A 16,855-nucleotide genomic window follows, 5' to 3' on the forward strand; every position below is an offset into this window, starting at 1 on the left:
TTCACCACACCTTGAGTCAGGACGCCCGCCATGAGCATCAAATCGGACAAGTGGATTCGCCGCATGGCCCAGGAACACGGGATGATCGAACCCTTCGTCGAGCGCCAGGTGCGCACCGAAGGCGCCGAGCGCCTGATTTCCTACGGGGTTTCCAGCTACGGCTACGACGTGCGCTGCGCCGACGAGTTCAAGGTGTTCACCAACATCCACTCGGCCACCGTCGACCCGAAGAACTTCGATGAGAAGAGCTTCGTCGATGTCAAAGGCCCGGTGTGCATCATCCCGCCGAACTCCTTCGCCCTGGCCCGCACCGTCGAGTACTTCCGCATCCCGCGCGACGTGCTGACCATCTGCCTGGGCAAGAGCACCTACGCGCGCTGCGGCATCATCGTCAACGTCACCCCGCTGGAACCCGAGTGGGAAGGCCACGTGACCCTGGAATTCTCCAACACCACCACCCTGCCGGCGAAGATCTACGCCAACGAGGGCGTGGCGCAGATGCTGTTCCTGCAGTCCGACGAGGCCTGCGAAGTGTCCTACGCCGACCGCGGCGGCAAGTACCAGGGCCAGACCGGCGTGACCCTGCCGAAGACCTGATCAGCGCCGCTGCTGAAAAAGCCGAGCCATTGCTCGGCTTTTTCGTTTTCACCCGGTCACCTGCAGCAGGCGATGAGCAGCGGGCTGATCCTGGTCAGCCTGTGCGGCGCTTCAGTTCGATTTCGCTGCTTTGAGCTGCTGGGCGTAGTGTTTGAGCACGTCGCCGAGCGCGGCGGTCATCACAGCGGTGGACACGCCGAACATGAGGATGCCGTTGGCCGCCTCCAGGGCGCTGAGCAGTTGCCGCGGCGGGGAGAGCACCAGGTCGCCGTAGCCCAGGGTGGCGAACGTCACCCCGGAGAAGTACAGGGCCCGGGCAAAGCTCTCGAATTCGCCGAGTGCGACGAACAGCCAGGCCCAGATGGCCATCTGCAGGAGATTGCCGAGCAGCATCAGCAGCATCACCAGGCTCAGGATCAGGATGGTGCTGCCGGCCGAGGGCCTGTCCAGGCGGTGCCGATAGTTCACGTAGTGGCGCAGGCTGTAACCGACCGCCACGGCCTGCAGCAGCAGGCACAGCAGGGTCATGGGCAGACCGATCAGCAGATTGTTCAGCATGGGCTTTCCTCGTTGGAGGTGTTGGCGCGCAGGTCGATCAGGTAGACCGCGGCGCAGGCGTACAGGGTGACCAGGATGAACAGGCCCATGCGGATGGCGAAGGCGGTGTAGACATCCTTGCCGGAGGCGCTGTCCTGCACCGACTGGCCGAGCAGGATGATCAGGGTGACGCAGGTGTTGAGCCAGAAGCCCGGGCTCAGCCGGTTGGCCACCAGCTGGTAGAGCCGCCGCGCCAGCAGCAGGGCGAACAGCAGCATCAGCAGGAAGAACAGCCACAGGTGCGGCAGGATGCTCAGCAGCGCCCAGAAGGCGATGGCCAGCGCACCACCCAGCAGGGTCGAGCCGAGCAGCTCGCGGCCGGCATCGCGGGCGCTGGTGCCGCACACCTGCTGGCCGAGGTTGGCCGATTTCATCACCAGCGGCATGTAGCTGGCCGGGTCGATCAGGGCCAGCAGCCAGGCCGGCAGCACCACCAGCATGGCGCGCAGGGCGATCCAGCTGGCGCGGGCGTGGCCCATGGCCGCGGCTTTGGCGGCTGGCGCCAGGCCTGCGGGCTCGGGAAACAGCCAGTGGCTGACGGCCACGCACAGGGTGGTCAGCAGCACCGCCTTGCACAGTGCCGCGACCACCTCCTGGCCGAGGGCCAGGGACGTGGTGCCGGCAGCGGAAACCATGGTCAGGCCGATCACCAGCAGGTTCGAGAGCAGGCCGCTGCCGCCGCGCAGGGCGAAGCGGAAGCTGAAGAACAGGCCGAGCGCCCCCAGCAGCACGCCGCTGACCGGCGAATGGCGCAGCAGCGGGCTGAGCAGCAGGCCGCTGCCACAGGTCAGGGCGACCACCAGGAGCAGGCGCAGGCCGCCCTGGAGCCCCAGCGGCTGGTTGCTCAGCGCCAGCAACACCAACACCAGCAGCGGGGTGAGAAAGGGCAACGGCAGCGCCAGGCCGAAACCCAGGGCGGTGCCCAGGGCCACGCCGCAGGCCAGGCGCAGGGCGCGTTGCGGGCGGGGATCGGCCATGGGCGCGGGCATCAGTAGGCGAACGACAGCCAGCTCATCAGCCGCACAAAGGCGCGGCCGAGCAGGTTCAGCGGGTTGCCTTCGCTGGGGAAGGCCATCACTTCGGCCTGGCCGCCGACGCGCAGGCCATGGTAGTCGCCCAGCTCGCCGGCCTCGAACTCGACGATCACCGGGAAGCGCTGCGCCGCGCGCAGCCAGTCGCGGCTGTTCTCCACCGTCGGCAGGCTGCCCGGTGCGCTGCTCTGGCCGACGCTGACGCCGTAGCCGATGCTGCGCACGCGGCCGCGATAGACGTGCCCGGGGCGGGCGTCGAGGACGATGGCCACCGGCGTGCCGGGATGCAGGTGGCCGAGGTTGTTCTCGCTCATCTCGGCGCTGATCCACAGGTCGTTGAGGCCGATCAGGGTCATCTGCGGGCTGCCGGCCGCGGCGTACTGGCCCACCTCGCTGCGCAGGTCGGTGATCAGCCCGGTGGAGGCGGCCTTCACCCGGGTCTTGCTCAGGTCCAGCTCGGCCTGCTCCACCGCCGCGGTGGCGCTGCGCAGGCGGGCGTTGTCAGCGCCGCTGCCGCCCTCGGTTTCGCGGGCGCGCTGCACTTCGGCGCGGGCCGCCGCCACCTGGCTGCTGGCCTGCTGCAGGTTGGCCCGGGAGATTTCCAGGCGGCGCAGGGAGATGGTCCCCGGGTCTTCGCGATACAGGCGCTCCAGGCGCTCGCGGTCCTGGCGGGCCTCCAGCTCGCCGGCTTCGGCGGCGCGCTGCGAGGCCAGGGCCGCGTCGATGGCGGCGGTGCTGGCGCCAACCTGGCCGCGCATGTTCTCCAGCTCGGCGCGGGCCTTGGCCAGGGCGATCTGGTAGGGCTCGGGGTTGATCTCGAACAGCACCTGGCCGGCCTCGACCATCTGGTTGTTGCCGACCAGCACCTGCTTGATGCGCCCGGCTACTTCCGGCGCCACCGCCACCACATAGGCCTGCACCCGCGCCTGCTGGGTGTAGGGGGTGAAGCGGTCGGCCAGCAGGTACCAGAGCAGGGTCAGGCCGATCAGGGCCAGGACGATGCGCACGCCGCGGCGGCTGGGGTCCTGTTCCTTGGCGGCGGGTTTGGCGGCGGGCTTGGCGGTGTTCGCGGGGCTGTCGGTCATGGCGTCTCTGCCTGGGCTGCTGCCGGGGTATTCGCGGGCTGCTCGGTCATGGGTGTGTTGGCCTGGGTGGGCGGCTCGTTGAGCAGCTCGCCCCAGTCGGTACGTTGACTCATCTGTTCGCGGGTGGCGTCATCGAGCAGCGGCTGGCTGCTGTACCAGCCACCACCTAGGGCGCGGTAGAGGTCGATCAGGCTGCTCAGCGCGGCGCTGCGTGCCAGCAGGTAGCCGTCCTGCTGGGCGAACAGGGCGCGCTGGGCGTCCAGCACCCGTTGGAAGTCGGAATACCCCTCGCGGTACTGGGCGCTGGCCAGGGTCAGCGAGCGCTTCGCGGAAAACGCCGCCTCGCGCAGGATGCGTTCGCGCTCCAGGGCCTTGCTCAGGCCGGTGGCGGCGTCGTCGGCCTCGCGCGCGGCCTGGCGCACGCGGTCGCGGTAGGCCTCGATCAGCTGCTGCAGGCGGGCGTCCTGCACGCGCACGTTGTTGCGCAGGCGGCCATGGTCGAACAGGTTCCAGGTCAGGCTGGGGCCGGCGCCGAGGCTGGCCGTCTGCGGGCTGCCGTCCAGGCTGCTGGCCGACCAGCCGATAGTGCCGAGTAGGCTGATCGAGGGATACAGGTCGGTCTCGGCCACGCCGATCAGCGCGCTCTGGGCGGCCACCTGCCATTCGGCGGCGCGTACGTCCGGGCGGCGCAGCAGCAGGTTGGCCGGCACATCGTCGAGCAGGGCCTGGTCGACCAGCGGTACCAGCCCGGTTTCGGCGGCCAGTTCGGGCAGGCTGCCGGGTGGCTGGCCGATCAGTACCGCCAGGGCGTTGCGCGTCTGCGCCACCTGGGCCTCCAGTTCGGGCACGGTGCTGAGGGTGCCCAGGTACTGGGTCTTGGCCTGTTGCAGGTCGAGTTCGTCGCTGTTGCCGCTGCGGAACAGGCGTTCGGTGATGGCCAGGCTGCGCTGCTGCAGCCTGGCGTTGTCGCGGGCGATGCGCAGGCGCGCCTCGGCGGTGCGCAGGGTGAAGTAGGTCTGCGCCACCTGGGCGCGCAGCAGCACCAGGGCATCCTCGTAGTTGGCCTGGGCGGCGAAGTAGCTGGCATCGGCGGACTCGATGGCGCGGCTGTAGCGGCCCCAGAAGTCCAGTTCCCAGCCGATGTCGAAACCGGCGCCGTACTGCCAGGCACTGCTGTCCAGCTCGGGGGCGCCGTCGTACTGGTTGCGGTCCAGGTAGAAGGCGTCGGCGCTGGCCTGCTGCACCTGCGGGTAGCGCCCGCTGCGGGCGATGCCGAGCTGGGCGCGGGCTTCGAGGATGCGCAGGGCGGCGATGCGCAGATTGGGGTTCTGCGCGTCGGCAATGCCGATCAGGCGCTCGAGCAGCGGGTCGTCGAACTGTGCCCACCACTGCCGTGAGTCCGCCTGCGGGCGCTGCTGGCCGGCCGCGGCCAGGGCACTGCTGTCCCAGTGGTCGATCCAGTCCTGGCGCGGCGACTGGAAGTCCGGGCCCAGGCGCACGCAGCCACCCAGGGTGGCTGCGGCCAGCAAAGCCCAGGCGCGCCCTGGCTTATTCGCCATCCTGCGGGCCAGGCAGGTGGCCGGTCGGCGGGGTTTCGACCCACTCCCAGAACAGCTTGTAGCCCACCGCCAGCAGCACCGGGCCGATGAACAGGCCGATGATGCCGCCGGTGACCATGCCGCCCAGGGCACCGATCAGCACCACCGGCATCGGCACGTCCACGCCGCGGCCGAGCAGCAGTGGCTTGAGCACGTTGTCGGCCAGGCCGGCGACGAAGACATAGATGGAGAAGATGATGGTGGCCAGCGAGGCGCCCTCGGTGAAGAACACGAAGGCGATCACCGGCAGGGTGATCAGGGTGGCCGGCAGCTGCATGATCCCCAGCAGCAAGACGGCCAGGGCCAGCAGGCCGGCGCCGGGGATGCCCATGAAGACGAAACCGGCGCCGATCAGCAGCATCTGGATGAAGGCGATGCCGATCACGCCCTGGGCCACGGCGCGGATAGTGGCGGTGCACAGCTCGACCAGTTGATCGCCACGTTCGGCTTCAATTACCCGGGCCGCGATGCGCCGGGCGCTTTGATGGCCGGTTTCGCCGAAGGCCATGATGATCCCGGCAATCATCAGCGCGGCGATGAACACCAGCATGCCGATGCCTATCCCGGCGGCCTTGCCGAGCAGGTCCAGGGTGATCTCCTTGAGCTGCGGTGCCAGGCGCTGCAACACCCCGGTCAGATCGGACGCGACCTGCGCCCAGAAGCCGTGCAGTGGCTTGCCGATCAGCGGCCACTGGGCAACCGCGTCCGGTGGCGGCGGGATATGCACGCCGCCTTCCTTGACCGTGGCGATCACCCCTTGCACCGACTCGGTCAGCGAGGTGCCGAGCAGGTAGATGGGGATCAGCAGGACGGCAATGGCGAGCAGTATCAGCAAGGTGGCGGCGCGGCTGTCGCTGTGGCCGGTGCGCGCCTTGAGCAGGTTGTGCAGCGGGTAGAGGGTGACGGCCAGGATCAGGGCCCAGATCATCAGGCTGAGGAAGGGGCTGAATACCTCGTAACAGGCAATCACCAGGGCGGCGATCAGGCCGGCGCGGATCAGGGTGTCGAGCAGTGTGCGAGTCAGCTGTCTTCCGGGAGGGGCGGTGCGCGACATAAGGCTTTCCTTTGCTGAAGTGACTGGGGCCGAACCTGTTTCCTGGCGCAGTTGCCACTGGCCTGTAGCGCAAGCAGATTCTTAAGCCAACCCGGCTTGAACGACCGGGCTGTTACTTCCAAAAAGAGTAGCCTGTCGCACAGGGAAAACCGAGGCAATGGCTGCCGGGCGCTGCTTTTTTTCTGGCTCTGATCCCCTGCTGCGCAGCGCTGTCCTGTGCGATCGCGGCCAAATTCGTCCCTGGGTGCTGGCGCCGGCTCTTCGTGGGAGCGAATTCATTCGCGCTCAGGGCCTACTCCGAGTGGCCTGGCTATCGCGCATAGCCGCTCCCGGCCACCAGCGTCCCGCTCAGGGCACCAGCGGCAGTTCGCGCTTGTGCCGGGTGTTGTCGTAGGTGCGCACGATGGTGGCGTAGGCGTGCTCGCTGACCGGCTGGCCATGCAGGAAGGCGTCGATTTCCGCATAGCTGACACCGTGGGCTTCCTCGTCCGGTTTGCCCGGGCGCAGTTCCTCCAGGTCGGCGGTGGGCACCTTGAACACCAGGCTGTGCGGGGCGCCGAGGTACTGGGCGATGGCCCGTACCTGGCCCTTGACCAGGCCGGACAGCGGTGCGAGGTCGCAGGCGCCGTCGCCGAACTTGGTGAAGAAGCCCATCACCGCCTCGGCCGCGTGGTCGGTGCCGATCACCAGGCCGTTGTTGGCGTTGGCGATGGCGAACTGGGCGACCATGCGGATGCGCGCCTTGACGTTGCCGACCACGAAGTCGCGGCGGGCATCGGTCAGTTTTTGCAGGTGGGTGACCTGCTCGCCGAGGCCGCGCACGCTGTCGGCGATGTTCACCGTGTCTTCCTCGTCGGCGCGGATGAAGCGCAGCGAGGCCTGGGCGTCTTCCTCGTCGTGCTGGGTGTCATGGGGTAGGCGCACGGCGATGAAGCGATAGGCCGAATCACCGGTCTCGGCGCGCAGTTCTTCCACCGTCAGCTGCGCCAGGCGCCCGGCGGTGGTCGAATCGACGCCGCCGCTGATGCCCAGCACCAGCACCTTGAGGCCGGAATTGCGCAGGCACTGCTTGATGAAGGCCTTGCGCTTGTCGATCTGCGCGACCAGTGCCGCCTCGTCGGCGAAGGGCGGCACCACGGCGAGGGCGGCGGCGATTTCGGCTTGGCGGTTGCTCATTTCAAAGTCCTCACTGGGCGTCGCGGACGCGAAAAACAGGTTTCAGGTGGAAGTTCTTGGGCTCGATCCCGGGAATGTCGCCGGTCAGGCTGCTGCCGCTGGCGAAGCTTACGTTGATCCGCGCGCAAAGTGCAGGGTAGAGCGCATGGCGCCCGGCAGGTCGAGGGGCGCCATGCCTGGCGGCCAGCGGTGTTGCCCGTGATCTTCGCCAGTGCCTCGACTAATCTGCAGGGATGGCGATTCAAGGCAGTCAGGGACGGCAGGCATCCTCCTTGTCGCCCCGAATCCGCTTCGGGGCATGGGCGCGCACATGATCAAGCCGTTCCTCGTCGTCCCGGGCGCCTTGGGCCCCGTAGCCAGGCAGGCCGGGCGTGAACTTCGTTCCTAGTTTGCAGGCGCGCATCGCCGGCCCGGTGCTCCTGCTGCTGGTGGCGCTGCTTGCTGCCCTGTATGGGATGGTCGAAGTGGCCATCGGCGGCGCCGTGCAGAACCAGTTGCAGCGTGAGCTGGGCGTCGGCGCTCGGGTAGTCGAGCAGTTGCTCGATGCGCGCGGCCGCGGCCTGCACGATGCGGCGCAGGAACTGGCGGCCGACTTCGGCGTGCAGGCGGCGCTGGCCAGCGGCGACCGCACGAGCCTGCACCTGCCGCTGGCCGGGCGCGGCGCGGGGAGCAACGCCGAGGTGCTGCTGCTGGGCCTCGACGGCCACCTGCTGGCCGGCACCCTGCCGGGCATGGGCGAGGCGGCGCTCGCGCGCCTGGCCGGGCAGCTGCAGGGCCGGGCGAGTGGTGACTCGTGGCTGCTGCTGCCGCTCGACGGCGAGCTGTTCCTGCTGGCGGCGGCGCCGGCCAAGGCGCCGCAGCCGATCGCCTGGGTGGTGACGGGGCTTGCCGTCGACGCCGCCTTCGTCAGCCAGGTGCGCGCACTGACCGACCTGGAGCTGACCCTGGTGGCGGTCGAGCAGGGCACGCCGAATGGCTGGGTCAGCAGCCTGCCGAGCGCCCTGCACGGCGCCTTGCACGGTGTCATCATGGCGGCCGATTTCGCCAGTGGCAGCCGCTGGCTGGAGCAGGGCGGCCAGCGTTACCTCGGCACCTGGCGCAGCCTGGCCAGTGGGCCGGACTATCAGGTGCTGGCCCTGCTGCACAAGCCGCTGGCACCGGCCGAGGCGGCCTTCGCCCCCCTGACCCGCAACTTCCTGCTGATCGCCCTGGCGGCCCTGGGCGTCGCACTGCTCGGCGCGCTGCTGCTGGCGCGCAGTCTGGCGCGGCCGCTGCGTGAGCTGGTGCGGGTGGCCGAGCGCATCGGTCAGGGCGACTACCAGACGCCGATCGCCAGTCTCCGCGGCGCCGCGCTGGGGCCGCTGGCGCAGGCCCTCCAGGGCATGCAGGCAGGCATCGCCGAACGGGAGCGGCAACTGGTGCACAACGCCCTGCACGACCCGCTGACCGGCCTGCCCAACCGGGCCCTGGCCCTGGAGCGGCTGGGCAGCGCGATCACCGCCGGGCGGCCGACCGCCTTGCTCTACCTGGGCATCGCCAACTTGCGCAGCCTGCTCGAAAACCTCGGCGCGGCGGCCATCGACCTGCTCCTGCAGCAGCTGGCGCGGCGCCTGCAGGCGACCCTGCGGCCCGGCGACAGCCTGGCGCGGCTGGTCTCCGACGAGATGCTGCTGTTGCTGGAGCACTGCGACAACGACAGCGCCGTCGCCGCGGCGGACCGCCTGCAGCAGCTGCTGCTCAAGCCGATGCATATCGGCAGGCAGCGAATCAGCCTGGATTGCGCCATCGGCATCGCCTCCTTCCCGGCCGACGGCCTGACCCCGGACGATCTGCTGCGCCGGGCCGCCATCGCCATGCAGGACGCCGCGCGGCAGCCGGAGCGCCTGCAGGTCTACCAGCAGGGTCGCGATGCCGCGCACCAGCGCCAGGTCGGCCTGGTGCGCGACCTGCAGCACGCCGCAGAAAGGGGCGAGCTGCTGCTGCACTACCAGCCCAAGCTGGATCTGCGCCAGGGCCGGGTGAGTGCGGCCGAGGCCCTGCTGCGCTGGAACCATCCGCAGTTCGGCCTGGTGGCGCCGGGCGAGTTCATCCCCCTGGCCGAGCGCACCGGCAGCATCCAGAGCCTCACCGCCTGGGTGATCGCGGAGGTGCTGCGCCAGCTGCAGGAGTGGAACGGGCGCGCCTTGCACCTGCAGGTCGCGCTGAACATCTGCGCCGAGGATCTGCGCAGCCTGGCGCTGGCCGAGCGGGTCGCGGCGCTGCTGGAGCGGCATGCGGTGGACGCCGGGCAGCTGCTGTTCGAGATCACCGAGAGCGCCATGCTGGACAACCCCGAGCGGGCCCTCGACGTGTTGCAACGCCTGCGCACCTGCGGCATCCGCCTGGCGGTGGACGACTTCGGCACCGGCTATTCCTCGCTGGCCCAGCTCAAGCGCATGCCGGTGCAGGAACTGAAGATCGACCAGTCGTTCATTCGCGAGCTGAGCGAGCATGGCGACGACGCGGTGATCGTCCGCTCGACCATCGACATGTGCCACAGCCTCGGCCTCAAGGTGGTGGCCGAGGGCATCGAGTCCCCGTCCGTCCTGGACCTGCTGCGCTTGTGGCACTGCGACAGCGTGCAGGGCGACCTGATCAGCCCGCCGCTGGCGGCTGCGGCATTCGAGCAGTGGCTGCGCCAGCCGCTGGCGTTGCCCCGGCTGGACAGCTCCTGAGCCGCCGCAGATGCGGCGGCCGGCGGCGGAGCGGCTGGATTCAAACGAGCGTTTCGAGAAAGTTCCCGGTGCCGGAGTTTTCCGCAAAAACTCCAGAGCTTTCTGCAAGAAGCTGTCACCCCCCTGTCACTAGAGTCCTGCATCCCGCCAGATTGGTCGCATAGAACGATTCGTTCCTGTGCGGTCGCGGCAATGGGCTAGACCGAAAATAACAGTCTCCAACAGAGGAGGGGCGTGATGTTCAAAGCCAGTCACGTCTTGCAGGGCGATGCGCTCAACAAGACCGCCGCCGAATTCTTCCCCGTCATCAGCGCCAACTACGCTGTCGACGAGGCCGCTTACCTGCAGGAACTGCTGCAGCTGGCCGATCCCGGCGAGCCGGGCATCGACCTGATCCGCGGCAACGCGCGCCGGCTGATCGACGACGTGCGCAGCCGCGACAACGCCGTCGACACCCTCGACGCACTCCTGCGCCAGTACAGCCTCGACACCCAGGAAGGGCTGATGCTCATGTGCCTGGCCGAGGCGCTGCTGCGCGTGCCGGACGCCGCCACCGCCGACGCGCTGATCCGCGACAAGCTCAACGCCGCCGAGTGGGAACGCCACCTCGGCCAGAGCGACAGCGTGCTGGTCAACTTCGCCGCCTGGGGCCTGGTCATGACCGGCAAGGTGGTCGACCCGCAAACCGCCGATGGCCGCCCGAAGAGCGTACTCGGCAAGCTGATCCAGCGTTCCGGCGAGCCGGTGATCCGCGCCGCGATGAACCAGGCCATGAAGATGATGGGCAAGCAGTTCGTCCTCGGCCGCAGCATCAGCGAAGCGCTGAAGAACGGCCGGCCGTGCCGCGAACAGGGCTACACCTATTCCTTCGACATGCTCGGTGAAGCGGCGCTGACCGCCGACGACGCCGAGAAGTACATGGCCGACTACCGCAAGGCGATCGACACCGTCGGCGCCGAGCCGCAGGTCGGTCCGGGCCCGCGCCCGTCGATCTCGATCAAGCTGTCCGCCCTGCATCCGCGCTATGAAGTGGCGCAGCGCGAGCGCGTGCTCAGCGAGCTGTTCGCCAATGTGCGCGAACTGGCCATCCGCGCGCGCAAGCTGAATGTCGGCATTTCCGTGGACGCGGAGGAGGCCGACCGCCTCGAACTGTCCCTGGAGCTGTACGAGAAGCTGATGCGCGACCCGGCCATTGCCGGCTGGGGCGAGTTCGGCCTGGTGGTCCAGGCCTACTCCAAGCGCTGCCTGCCGGTGCTGGTGTGGCTGACCCTGCTGGGCAAGGAACTCGGCGCCAGGATGCCGCTGCGCCTGGTCAAGGGCGCCTACTGGGACAGCGAGATCAAGCAGTGCCAGGTGCAGGGTGCCAGCGGCTACCCGGTGTTCACCCGCAAGGAAGGCACCGACACCTCCTACCTGGCCTGCGCCCGCTACCTGCTGAGCGAGCACACCCGCGGGGTGATCTACCCGCAGTTCGCCAGCCACAACGCGCACACCGTGACCTGCATCCTGGCCATGGCCGGCGATCGCGAGTTCGAGTTCCAGCGCCTGCACGGCATGGGCGATGCGCTGTACGACACGGTGCTGGAGAAGCACCGCAAGAACGTGCGCATCTACGCCCCGGTCGGCGCGCACAAGGACCTGCTGCCGTACCTGGTGCGGCGCCTGCTGGAAAACGGCGCCAACTCCTCGTTCGTCCACCAGCTGGTCGACCCCAGCGTGCCGGTCGAGTCGCTGATCGATCACCCGGTGACGCAACTGCGCAAGTTCAAAACCCCCGGTAACGACAGAATCCCCCACCCGCTGGCGCTGTTTGGCGCGGCGCGGAAAAACTCGCAGGGCATCAACATGAATATCCAGAGCCAGTGGGCCGGCCTCGAGGCCGATTTCAACGCCAACCTGAACAAGACCTGGCAAGCCACGCCGGTGATCAACGGCGAGAAACTCGCCGGCACCGCCCAGGAAGTACGCTGCCCCTACGACCTGAACAAGCTGGTCGGCACGGCCCAGTGGGCCAGCGCCGAGCAGGCCGCCAAGGCCCTCGACGTGCTCAGCGGCGCCTGGCCGCGCTGGAACGCCACCCCGGTGGACGAACGCGCCGCCGTGCTGGACCGCCTGGCCGACCTGCTGGAAGCCAACCGCGCCGAACTGATGGCGCTGTGCACCCTGGAAGCCGGCAAATCGCTGCAGGACGGCATCGACGAAGTCCGCGAAGCGGTCGACTTCTGCCGCTACTACGCCCAGCAGGCCCGCCTGCGCCTGGGCCGCGAAGAGCTGCAGGGCCCGACCGGCGAGCGCAACGAGCTGTTCCACGAAGGCCGCGGCGTGTTCGCCTGCGTCAGCCCGTGGAACTTCCCGCTGGCCATCTACCTGGGCCAGATCAGCGCCGCGCTGGTCGCCGGCAACTGCGTGCTGGCCAAGCCGGCCGAGCAGACCAGCCTGATCGCCGCCCGCGCCACCGAGCTGATGTTCGAGGCCGGCCTGCCCAAGGACGTGTTCGCCCTGTTGCCGGGCGACGGCGCCACCCTGGGCGGCGTGTTCTGCCGCGATGCCCGCGTAGCCGGCGTGTGCTTCACCGGCTCCACCGACACCGCGCGCATCATCAACCGCCAGCTGGCCGACAAGCCGGGCCCGATCGCCGCGCTGATCGCCGAAACCGGCGGGCAGAACGCGATGATCGTCGACTCCACCGCGCTGCCCGAGCAGGTGGTCAAGGATGCCGTGCAGTCCGCCTTCACCAGCGCCGGCCAGCGTTGCTCGGCCCTGCGCGTGCTGTACGTGCAGGCCGATATCGCCGAGCGCGTGCTCGACCTGCTCAAGGGCGCCATGGCCGAACTGACCGTCGGCCCGACCCACCTGCGCGTCAGCGACGTCGGCCCGGTGATCGACGGCGAAGCCAAGGCCGGTCTGGAGGCCCACATCAAGCAGCTCAAGGACGCCGGCAAGCTGATTGCCGAAGCCAAGCTGCCGGCCGGCCTGAACGGCCACTTCATCGCCCCGGTGGCGTTCGAGATCGGCGGCATCCACGAGCTGAGCAAGGAACACTTCGGTCCGATCCTGCACGTGGTGCGCTTCCAGGCCAACGAGCTGGATCAGGTGGTCGCGGCGATCAACGCCACCGGCTACGGCCTGACCCTCGGCGTGCACAGCCGCAACGAGGAAACCGCCAAGCGCATCGAGGCCCAGGCTCGTGTCGGCAACCTGTACGTCAACCGCAACCAGATCGGCGCGGTGGTCGGCGTGCAGCCGTTCGGCGGCTGCGGCCTGTCCGGCACCGGGCCGAAAGCCGGTGGCCCGAGCTACCTGCTGCGCTTCGCCAATGAACGCACCACCTCGGTCAACACCACCGCGGTGGGCGGCAACGCCTCGCTGCTGTCGCTGGGCGACGCCGAGTAACCAGGCAGGACCAGGCGCCGGCCCCACAAGGGCCGGCGTCGTGCTGCGGAGCAACCCGCAGCCAACCGTCTCCGGGAGGGAGGCGGCGTGCAGGCAAGTGGATCAGGCCAACCATGTTTTTGGTCCGTCGCCCGTGGTGGCGGCGGCCATTGCAACGCCCGCCACAAGCGGGCGGATTTGCCAACCCCGCTGCGGAGTAACCGCCGCGGCGTCATAAAAACAATCCAGAGGGTATTCCTCCCATGACAGCTAGCACTCCGATGCTGATCACCTTCGTGGTGTACATCGCCGCGATGGTCTTTATCGGCCTCTTCGCCTACTTGCGTACCAAGAACCTTTCCGACTACATCCTCGGTGGCCGCAGCCTCGGCAGCTTCGTCACCGCGCTGTCCGCCGGCGCCTCCGACATGAGCGGCTGGCTGCTCATGGGCCTGCCGGGCGCGGTGTACATGTCCGGCCTGTCCGAAGGCTGGATCGCCATCGGCCTGATCGTCGGCGCCTACCTCAACTGGCTGTTCGTCGCCGGCCGTCTGCGCGTGCAGACCGAGCACAACGGCAACGCCCTGACCCTGCCGGACTACTTCACCAACCGCTTCGAAGACAGCAGCCGCATCCTGCGCATCTTCTCCGCCCTGGTGATCCTGGTGTTCTTCACCATCTACTGCGCCTCGGGCGTGGTGGCCGGTGCGCGCCTGTTCGAAAGCACCTTCGGCATGAGCTACGAAACCGCCCTGTGGGCCGGTGCCGCGGCAACCATCGCCTACACCTTCATCGGTGGCTTCCTGGCGGTGAGCTGGACCGACACCGTGCAGGCCACCCTGATGATCTTCGCCCTGATCCTCGCTCCGGTGATGGTGATGGTGGCCACCGGCGGCATGGACAGCACCTTCGCTGCCATCGAGCTGCAGGACGCGACCAACTTCGACATGCTCAAGGGCGCCACCTTCGTCGGCGTGATCTCGCTGATGGCCTGGGGCCTGGGCTACTTCGGCCAGCCGCACATCCTGGCGCGCTTCATGGCCGCCGATTCGGTCAAGTCGATCCCGGCTGCCCGTCGCATCTCCATGACCTGGATGATCCTCTGCCTGGGCGGCGCCGTGGCCGTGGGCTTCTTCGGCATCGCCTACTTCTCCGCGCATCCGGACATGGCCGGCGCCGTGACCGAGAACCCGGAGCGGGTGTTCATCGAGCTGGCCAAGATCCTGTTCAACCCCTGGGTTGCCGGCGTGCTGCTGTCCGCCATCCTGGCCGCGGTGATGTCCACCCTGAGCTGCCAGCTGCTGGTCTGCTCCAGCGCCCTGACCGAGGACTTCTACAAGGCCTTCCTGCGCAAGAACGCCAGCCAGGTCGAGCTGGTCTGGGTCGGCCGCGCCATGGTGCTGCTGGTGGCGCTGATCGCCATCGTCCTGGCCTCCAACCCGGATAACCGCGTACTGGGCCTGGTGTCCTACGCCTGGGCCGGCTTCGGTGCCGCCTTCGGCCCGGTGGTGATCCTCTCGCTGCTGTGGAAAGGCATGACCCGCAACGGCGCCCTGGCCGGCATGGTGGTCGGTGCGGTGACCGTGGTGGTGTGGAAGAACTGGATCGGCATGGGCCTGTACGAAATCATCCCGGGCTTCATCCTCGCCACCCTGGCCATCCTGGTGTTCAGCCGCATCGGCAACGGCCCGTCGAAAACCATGCTCAAGCGCTTCGACGAAGCCGAGAAGGAATACCAGGACGCCCACATCTGATACCCCCAGGCGCGGCTGGCCGGTCGTCCAGCCGCTGCCTTAGCTCCGCCACAGGCCCAGTGCCTGCGGCGGGGCACCACGCACGACCCGATAGTGCTTTCCGGCCCACGTCTCCCGGCGTGGGCCGGTTTTTTTTGCCTGCGATAAATCCCCCTTGGCTTCCTGCCGGAGCGGCTTCAGCCGCGATGCCTTCCAGCAGCGCCGAGCCTCCCATCGCGGCTAAAGCCGCTCTTGCGCCGAGCTCCACCTGCCGCCAGCGCATTGCCGCCCCGCGGCGCCCGGCATGGCCAGCCAACACCTGCCACCGATTGGGGCGTGACCCGTTTTGGCGCCTGGATTAGCGCCCTCAACTGGTGCGTGACCGCCCGGTCTAATATTCAAGTCATTGAAAATAAACAATAAAGTTCTGTGGCACGGGCCTTGCGATGGTACTGACGACCAGGTGGCAAGGAGTACGGCATGGTCCGCACCTTTTTTAACGAGATGTACGACGCGAGCGGCAGCGTCCGCCCGCACTACCGGGAATTTGCCCGCTGGCTGGCCGACACCCCGCAAGAGCTGCTGGCCCAGCGCCGGCGTGAAGCCGACCTGCTGTTCCACCGCGCCGGCATCACCTTCACCCTCTACGGCGACGAGCAGGGCACCGAGCGCCTGATCCCCTTCGACATCATCCCGCGCAGCATCCCCGCCAGCGAATGGCGCATCGTCGAGGCCGGCTGCATCCAGCGCGTGCAGGCGCTGAACCTGTTCCTCGCCGACCTCTACCACGAGCAACGCATCATCAAGGCCGGCATCATCCCCGCCGAACAGGTGCTGGCCAACGAGGGCTACCAGCTGGCCATGCAGGGCCTCGACCTGCACCGCGACCTCTACGCGCACATTGCCGGGGTCGACCTGGTGCGCGATGGCGACGGCACCTACTACGTACTGGAAGACAACCTGCGCACCCCCAGCGGCGTCAGCTACATGCTCGAAGACCGCAAGATGATGATGCGCCTGTTCCCCGAGCTGTTCGCCATGCAGCGGGTGGCCCCCATCGACCACTACCCGAGCCTGCTGCTCGACACCCTGAAAAGCGCGAGCCCCTTGGACAACCCCAGCGTGGTGGTACTGACGCCCGGACGCTTCAACAGCGCCTACTTCGAGCACGCGTTCCTCGCCCGCGAGATGGGCGTGGAGCTGGTGGAGGGCGCCGACCTGTTCGTCCGTGACGACAAGGTATTCATGCGCACCACGGCCGGCCCGCAGGCGGTGGACGTGATCTACCGGCGCCTGGACGACGCCTTCCTCGATCCGCTGGCCTTCAACCCCGACTCCATGCTCGGCGTGCCCGGCCTGCTCTCGTCCTACCGCAGCGGCAACGTGGTGCTGGCCAACGCAGTGGGCACCGGGGTGGCGGACGACAAGTCGATCTACCCCTATGTCACCGACATGATCCGCTTCTACCTGGACGAGGAGCCGATCCTGAAAAACGTGCCGACCTGGCAGTGCCGCAAGCCTGAGGACCTGTCCCACGTGCTGGCCAACTTGCCTGAGCTGGTGGTCAAGGAAACCCAGGGCTCTGGCGGCTACGGCATGTTGGTCGGCCCGGCGGCGAGCAAGGCCGAGATCGAGGCCTTCCGCACCCGCCTCAAGGCCAACCCGGCGGCCTACATCGCCCAGCCCACCCTGTGCCTGTCGACCTGCCCGACCTTCGTCGAGAGCGGTATCGCTCCGCGCCATATCGACCTGCGCCCGTTCGTCCTGTCCGGCCGCGAAACCCGCCTGGTGCCCGGCGGCCTGACCCGCGTGGCGCTGCGCGAGGGCTCGCTGGTGGTCAACTCGTCGCAGGGCGGCGGGACCAAGGACACCTGGGTGGTCGAGGATTAAGGAAACCG

11 protein-coding genes are annotated in these 16,855 nt (G+C 68.3%); 5 read left to right on the plus strand and 6 right to left on the minus strand.

The window, feature by feature from the left end; genetic code table 11:
• Nucleotides 1-30 precede the first annotated feature (30 nt).
• A complete protein-coding gene (dcd, locus tag GV001_RS11160) occupies nt 31-597 on the plus strand; it encodes a dCTP deaminase (RefSeq protein WP_160079766.1) in 567 nt (188 codons plus the stop codon).
• A 111-nt stretch (nt 598-708) separates the two neighbouring features.
• On the opposite strand, the gene GV001_RS11165 is transcribed toward dcd, so the two are convergent.
• From GV001_RS11165 to nadE, 6 genes are all read right to left on the minus strand, one after another.
• Nucleotides 709-1,155: a potassium channel family protein gene (locus tag GV001_RS11165; protein WP_160079768.1), complete on the minus strand. Its 447-nt coding sequence runs from the start codon at nt 1,153-1,155 to the stop codon at nt 709-711.
• Nucleotides 1,149-2,171, minus strand: a complete 1,023-nt coding sequence (locus GV001_RS11170) for a DUF2955 domain-containing protein (RefSeq protein ID WP_256664902.1) — start codon at nt 2,169-2,171, stop codon at nt 1,149-1,151. The genes GV001_RS11165 and GV001_RS11170 overlap by 7 nt, the downstream gene beginning before the upstream one ends.
• A gap of 11 nt (nt 2,172-2,182) precedes the next feature.
• Nucleotides 2,183-3,310: an HlyD family secretion protein gene (locus GV001_RS11175; RefSeq protein WP_160079772.1), complete on the minus strand. Its 1,128-nt coding sequence runs from the start codon at nt 3,308-3,310 to the stop codon at nt 2,183-2,185.
• Nucleotides 3,307-4,869 carry an efflux transporter outer membrane subunit gene (locus GV001_RS11180; protein WP_160079774.1) on the minus strand — a complete coding sequence of 521 codons (1,563 nt, stop codon included), beginning with the start codon at nt 4,867-4,869 and terminating at the stop codon, nt 3,307-3,309. The genes GV001_RS11175 and GV001_RS11180 overlap by 4 nt, the downstream gene beginning before the upstream one ends.
• A complete protein-coding gene (locus GV001_RS11185; protein ID WP_160079776.1) occupies nt 4,859-5,962 on the minus strand; it encodes an AI-2E family transporter in 1,104 nt (367 codons plus the stop codon). The genes GV001_RS11180 and GV001_RS11185 overlap by 11 nt, the downstream gene beginning before the upstream one ends.
• 348 nt (nt 5,963-6,310) lie before the next feature.
• Entirely contained in the window at nt 6,311-7,138 is an 828-nt protein-coding gene (gene nadE, locus GV001_RS11190) for an ammonia-dependent NAD(+) synthetase (protein WP_160079784.1), read from the minus strand.
• Nucleotides 7,139-7,509: 371 nt separating this feature from the next.
• On the opposite strand from nadE, the gene GV001_RS11195 reads away from it, so the two are divergent.
• From GV001_RS11195 to GV001_RS11210, 4 genes are all read left to right on the plus strand, one after another.
• A complete protein-coding gene (locus GV001_RS11195) occupies nt 7,510-9,852 on the plus strand; it encodes an EAL domain-containing protein (RefSeq protein WP_178091821.1) in 2,343 nt (780 codons plus the stop codon).
• A gap of 237 nt (nt 9,853-10,089) precedes the next feature.
• A complete protein-coding gene (gene putA, locus GV001_RS11200) occupies nt 10,090-13,245 on the plus strand; it encodes a bifunctional proline dehydrogenase/L-glutamate gamma-semialdehyde dehydrogenase PutA (protein ID WP_160079786.1) in 3,156 nt (1,051 codons plus the stop codon).
• Between the two features lie 242 nt (nt 13,246-13,487).
• Nucleotides 13,488-14,978 carry a sodium/proline symporter PutP gene (gene putP, locus GV001_RS11205; RefSeq protein ID WP_160079788.1) on the plus strand — a complete coding sequence of 497 codons (1,491 nt, stop codon included), beginning with the start codon at nt 13,488-13,490 and terminating at the stop codon, nt 14,976-14,978.
• A 459-nt stretch (nt 14,979-15,437) separates the two neighbouring features.
• Nucleotides 15,438-16,847 (plus strand): circularly permuted type 2 ATP-grasp protein, encoded by a 1,410-nt coding sequence (locus GV001_RS11210; protein WP_160079790.1) that lies wholly within the window; start codon nt 15,438-15,440, stop codon nt 16,845-16,847.
• Nucleotides 16,848-16,855: the final 8 nt, after the last annotated feature.

Source organism: Pseudomonas sp. 8AS, from assembly GCF_902506505.1.
Lineage (GTDB): Bacteria > Pseudomonadota > Gammaproteobacteria > Pseudomonadales > Pseudomonadaceae > Aquipseudomonas.

What these genes read in the sequence shown, in the direction of transcription:
- dcd (WP_160079766.1), top strand. Translation starts at nt 31, where the DNA reads ATGAGCATCAAATCGGACAAGTGGATTCGCCGCATGGCCCAGGAACAC.
- GV001_RS11165 (WP_160079768.1), bottom strand. Translation starts at nt 1,155, where the DNA reads ATGCTGAACAATCTGCTGATCGGTCTGCCCATGACCCTGCTGTGCCTG.
- GV001_RS11170 (WP_256664902.1), bottom strand. Translation starts at nt 2,171, where the DNA reads ATGGCCGATCCCCGCCCGCAACGCGCCCTGCGCCTGGCCTGCGGCGTG.
- GV001_RS11175 (WP_160079772.1), bottom strand. Translation starts at nt 3,310, where the DNA reads ATGACCGACAGCCCCGCGAACACCGCCAAGCCCGCCGCCAAACCCGCC.
- GV001_RS11180 (WP_160079774.1), bottom strand. Translation starts at nt 4,869, where the DNA reads ATGGCGAATAAGCCAGGGCGCGCCTGGGCTTTGCTGGCCGCAGCCACC.
- GV001_RS11185 (WP_160079776.1), bottom strand. Translation starts at nt 5,962, where the DNA reads ATGTCGCGCACCGCCCCTCCCGGAAGACAGCTGACTCGCACACTGCTC.
- nadE (WP_160079784.1), bottom strand. Translation starts at nt 7,138, where the DNA reads ATGAGCAACCGCCAAGCCGAAATCGCCGCCGCCCTCGCCGTGGTGCCG.
- putA (WP_160079786.1), top strand. Translation starts at nt 10,090, where the DNA reads ATGTTCAAAGCCAGTCACGTCTTGCAGGGCGATGCGCTCAACAAGACC.
- putP (WP_160079788.1), top strand. Translation starts at nt 13,488, where the DNA reads ATGACAGCTAGCACTCCGATGCTGATCACCTTCGTGGTGTACATCGCC.
- GV001_RS11210 (WP_160079790.1), top strand. Translation starts at nt 15,438, where the DNA reads ATGGTCCGCACCTTTTTTAACGAGATGTACGACGCGAGCGGCAGCGTC.